A 3,746-nucleotide genomic window follows, 5' to 3' on the forward strand; every position below is an offset into this window, starting at 1 on the left:
CGACATCCGAGGCTGGCTCGCCGACTGGAACGAGCACCCCAGACCCTTCGCCTGGACGAAGACAGCCGACGAGATCCTCGACAAAGTCGCTGCCTACTGCCGACGAATCTCTGACTCAGGTCACTAGGTTCTGCTTTTTGGTTTGCGTCGGGTCCGGATGACGATGCCGGCGAGGTGGAATGCGGCCTGGTAGGCGATGGCGAGTTCCTCTGTTCGTGTGGCCAAGCCGCGCCACTGCTTGAGGCGGTTGATGCACCGCTCGACGGTGTTGCGCTGCTTGTGTGCCGACCTGGTCGGACGGCTGCGGGATGACCGCTCGGACTCCCGGGCGCCGCAGGTGGCCGCGGATGGCACGGGATGAGCAGTCCCGGTCCGCCGGCACAGTGCCGGGCCGGGGTCGTGGCCGGCCCGGGCCGCTGCGGGGCACGCGGGTGCTGGACATCACCGGTGTCGAAAGCGGGTGCGGCCCCGGCCTGGCCGACTTTGGTGATCAGCCCCTCGCGGGGGCGTCCGAGGGAGTGATCCGCAGGCCCGCCGGAGCGAATCGCCCCCTTTTGCGTGTGCCTGCGGCGTGCTGGTGGGCCCGCACGACCGATGGAGTCCACCGACACCGTCCTGTCGATGTCGTGGGCGTCCGCCGCCAGGACGGCGGCGGGAACCTCCCAGGTGCCGTCGACGGCCGACCGCAGACCGGACCGGCCGGCATCAGCGACGCGACGCGGCCCCACATGACATCGTGATCCCCAATCGGACAGAGACATCCGATCAGCTGATCAACCCGTCAACGAGACATCGGCTAGTCGCCCGAGAAGGCAATCCGCAGGTTTCGGTCGGTGCGGCACCGATGCCCCCAGGCCATCAGCGTTGTGACCAACTCGCGCTCCCGACCGCCCAGACGCGCGAGATCCGAGCGTTCCAACTCGCGCACCATCCGGTCCACCGCCTCACCGCGCAGCGTCGTGTCCCCGTACGGGTCGATGCGGGCCAGGCTGGGAACCCGGTCCCGGCCGAGCAGCGCGACGGCCGTCCAGAACTCGTCGCTGTCATCGACCAACCGTTCCAGCATGCCTCCCGACGGCCGAGACCGAGGCTGGCGCCCGGTTTGGGGCACAGAGCCCCCTTGACGCAGTTCGACTACGAGTGCCATTCCCACCCCTCAGCTCAGCACGGGTCGATTCTCTGTGTGCGAAAGAGGCGGTCTGGCGGCTCAATGCCACTGTTGGCCGCCCATCGGCCGTGCAGGACGCCGTGACCGGTTCGTAGGGCTTGCGGCGGCGACCGCCTGCGCCGCGGTCTGTCGGTGGGCGGGTTCCCCGAATCCAGTTGCCGTGGGCGAGCCGATCAGGGCGGAACCCAAGGGGTCCGGGCGTGTGCGCCGAGCCCTGCTTCACCGGGACTTGACGATCATCCAGTTCCACGACCGGCCCTGGTGCCGGGTGCGGAACTCCTCGAGTGTCACGAAGCTCTTCATCCACGTTCCGTGGCTGTGGTATTTCGCCAGGCACGAGCAGGTGCAGAACGGCCTCTTGGCCCTCTTGCAGCGCGGGTTGCACTTCTCGCCGGGGTTGTATTCACGCCCGAGCATCAGCTGTGAGCGCCGCTTGAGCATCTTGTCGAGGACGGGCAGGTAGTGGTCCTTCGGTACGGTCCAGCACTCCCCGCGAAGGTCCCACATCGGTTCCGTCCCTGTCTCGATCAGCTCTCCGATCGCCCTGACCTGCTCGTGCGACGGTGTCAGGGGCAGCCAAACCCGGACCGCGCCCGCAGCCGGCAGGGCAACCGACGCGAGATGCACCTGCTGCCAGGCGGGCAGCCAGACCGGAGCGGCCAGGAACTTCGTGCGGGTGTCCTGTACCGCGGTCGGCTTCTTCCGGGGGCGAGGCCCTTTGACCGCAGGCAGCCCCGCGCCCCTGCACATCAAGCTGCTGAACCTGGTCAGCTTGTGTGCCCTGACAAGGCCCACAGCGTCGACTTCGACAGCTTGCGCACAGTGCGGACAGATTCGCATGTGAACTGATTAGCAGTCAGGTGCCTTCTTTCGCAGTGCTTTCCGTCTGTTGAGCCGGCGTGAAGCCGCATCGACCTGGTCCACCCAGGCAGTCGGCCAGGGCGTCTCTCGCCGGGCGGCGGGACCTATCGCGGTGGCCGCGGGGCGGTGCGGGCGGGGTCGAGGACGACGAGCGGGATGGTGCGGGTCGGGCGGGCCCGGGTCTGGTAGTCGTCCAGGGCGGGCCAGAGGCCTGCCAGCGCCGGCCAGTAGACCTCGCGTTCGTCGGCGCCGGCCGTGCGGGCCAGGGCCGGCCGGACGTCCGGGCCGACCTGGACGCGGACCTCCGGGTGCGCGGTCAGGTTCCGGTACCAGTCCGGGTGCGCGGGGGCGCCCCAGGCGGCCGCGGCGACGACCAGGCGGGCCTCGTCCTCGGTGTAGATGAGGGGCGTGCGGGTGGTGCGGCCGGTGCGGCGGCCGACGGTGGTGAGCAGGAGCGTGGGCACGCCGTGCCAGAGGTGGCCGTCCTGGCCGCCGGTGGCCGCGTAGTCGCGGACGTGGTCGCGGGCGGGGCCAAGGCGCGGATCGGCGGGGCGGTCCCAGTCGACGGTGATCGCTTGCATGCTGTGCCTCCGAGTAGCGGACCCCGGGAGCGTCAACGATCCTCCGGCGGATCCGGATACGGCCGTCCCACCCGTAGCGCAAGGGTGGTGGTCTGGACCAAGCTCGTCGCATGGATCTGGAGTTGAGGCATCTCAAGATCATTCGGGCGGTCGCGGACGCCGGGAGCCTGACCCGCGCCGCCACCCGGCTCGGACTCGCCCAGCCGGCCCTCAGCACCCAGCTCAAACGGATCGAGCGGGCGCTCGGCGGGGCGCTGTTCGTCCGCGGACGGGACGGCGTACGGGCCACCGCGCTCGGCGAGCTCGTCCTCGACCGGGCGCGGGTCCTGCTGCCCGCGGTGTGCGAGCTCCAGGAGGAGGCGACCCGGTTCGCCGCCCGCCAGGGCACCGCCGGCCACCGGATCGGCGGGACGCACGGGCCGCTGCTCGGCGGGCTCGTCGACCGGCTCGCCCGGCAGGACCCCGGGGTGCCGGTGACGACCCACACCTCCTGGTCCGAGCGGGAGATCGCCGGGTCCGTCGCCGACGGGCGGCTCGACTTCGCGCTGATCGGCGTGTGCGGGGAGAGCCCGCCGCCGGAGCCGGGGCGGCTCGCGTGGATGGAGGTCGCGCGGGACCCGGTGTACGTGATGCTCGCCGAGGACCACCCGCTGGCGCGGCGGGCGGAGATCGAGCTGACGGAGCTGGCGGCGGAGGCGTGGACCGACGTGCCGGGGGACGGGTGCTTCGGGGACTGCTTCGCCGCGGCGTGCGTGCGGGCCGGGTTCACGCCGGCCTGCGTGTACGAGGCGGACACCGCCTCCTGCGTGCATCTGGTGCAGGTGGGGCGGGCGGTGGGGTTGTGCCGGGCGACGTTCCCGGCGACCCCGGGGGTGGTCACCCGGCCGCTGGCCGGGACCCCGCTGGTGTGGCGGCACCTGCTGGGCTGGCACCCCGCCGGACGGGCCGCGGCCCGCGCCTCCCACGTCCTGGCCCAGGCCCGTGAAGCCCACACCGAAGCGATGGCTCGCGCGGCGTCGAGGGAGGCGAGGGAGCGGGCGACGACGACCGGCCGGGCGCCGGCGGCGCGTATCGCGGCCGCGTCGGAGGCGCGGGTCGTGGCGACGGACAGGGCGGCCGCGTCCGAGCCGTCGACC

Annotated in this window: 4 protein-coding genes and 1 pseudogene; 1 reads left to right on the plus strand and 4 read right to left on the minus strand. The window is 71.8% G+C overall.

Features of this window, described 5'->3' with window-relative positions; translation table 11 throughout:
- Nucleotides 1–123 precede the first annotated feature (123 nt).
- From EF903_RS30000 to EF903_RS30015, 4 genes and pseudogenes are all read right to left on the minus strand, one after another.
- A pseudogene (locus tag EF903_RS30000) lies at nt 124–689 on the minus strand (IS5/IS1182 family transposase); the annotation flags it as partial.
- Between the two features lie 107 nt (nt 690–796).
- The gene (locus EF903_RS30005) at nt 797–1,066 is read right to left on the minus strand and encodes a hypothetical protein (protein WP_125548145.1); all 270 of its coding nucleotides are present in this window, start codon (nt 1,064–1,066) and stop codon (nt 797–799) included.
- Between the two features lie 321 nt (nt 1,067–1,387).
- Nucleotides 1,388–1,675 carry a hypothetical protein gene (locus EF903_RS30010; RefSeq protein WP_125548146.1) on the minus strand — a complete coding sequence of 96 codons (288 nt, stop codon included), beginning with the start codon at nt 1,673–1,675 and terminating at the stop codon, nt 1,388–1,390.
- 458 nt (nt 1,676–2,133) lie between these two features.
- Complete coding sequence (locus tag EF903_RS30015) at nt 2,134–2,610, minus strand: nitroreductase/quinone reductase family protein (protein WP_125548147.1); 477 nt, start codon at nt 2,608–2,610, stop codon at nt 2,134–2,136.
- Nucleotides 2,611–2,720: 110 nt separating this feature from the next.
- Here EF903_RS30015 and EF903_RS30020 point away from each other — a divergent pair.
- The coding region (locus EF903_RS30020; RefSeq protein WP_148142608.1) for a LysR family transcriptional regulator at nt 2,721–3,746 on the plus strand (1,026 nt) is incomplete at its 3' end.

The organism is Streptomyces sp. WAC05292, from assembly GCF_003949955.1.
Taxonomy (GTDB): Bacteria; Actinomycetota; Actinomycetes; order Streptomycetales; family Streptomycetaceae; genus Streptomyces; species Streptomyces globosus.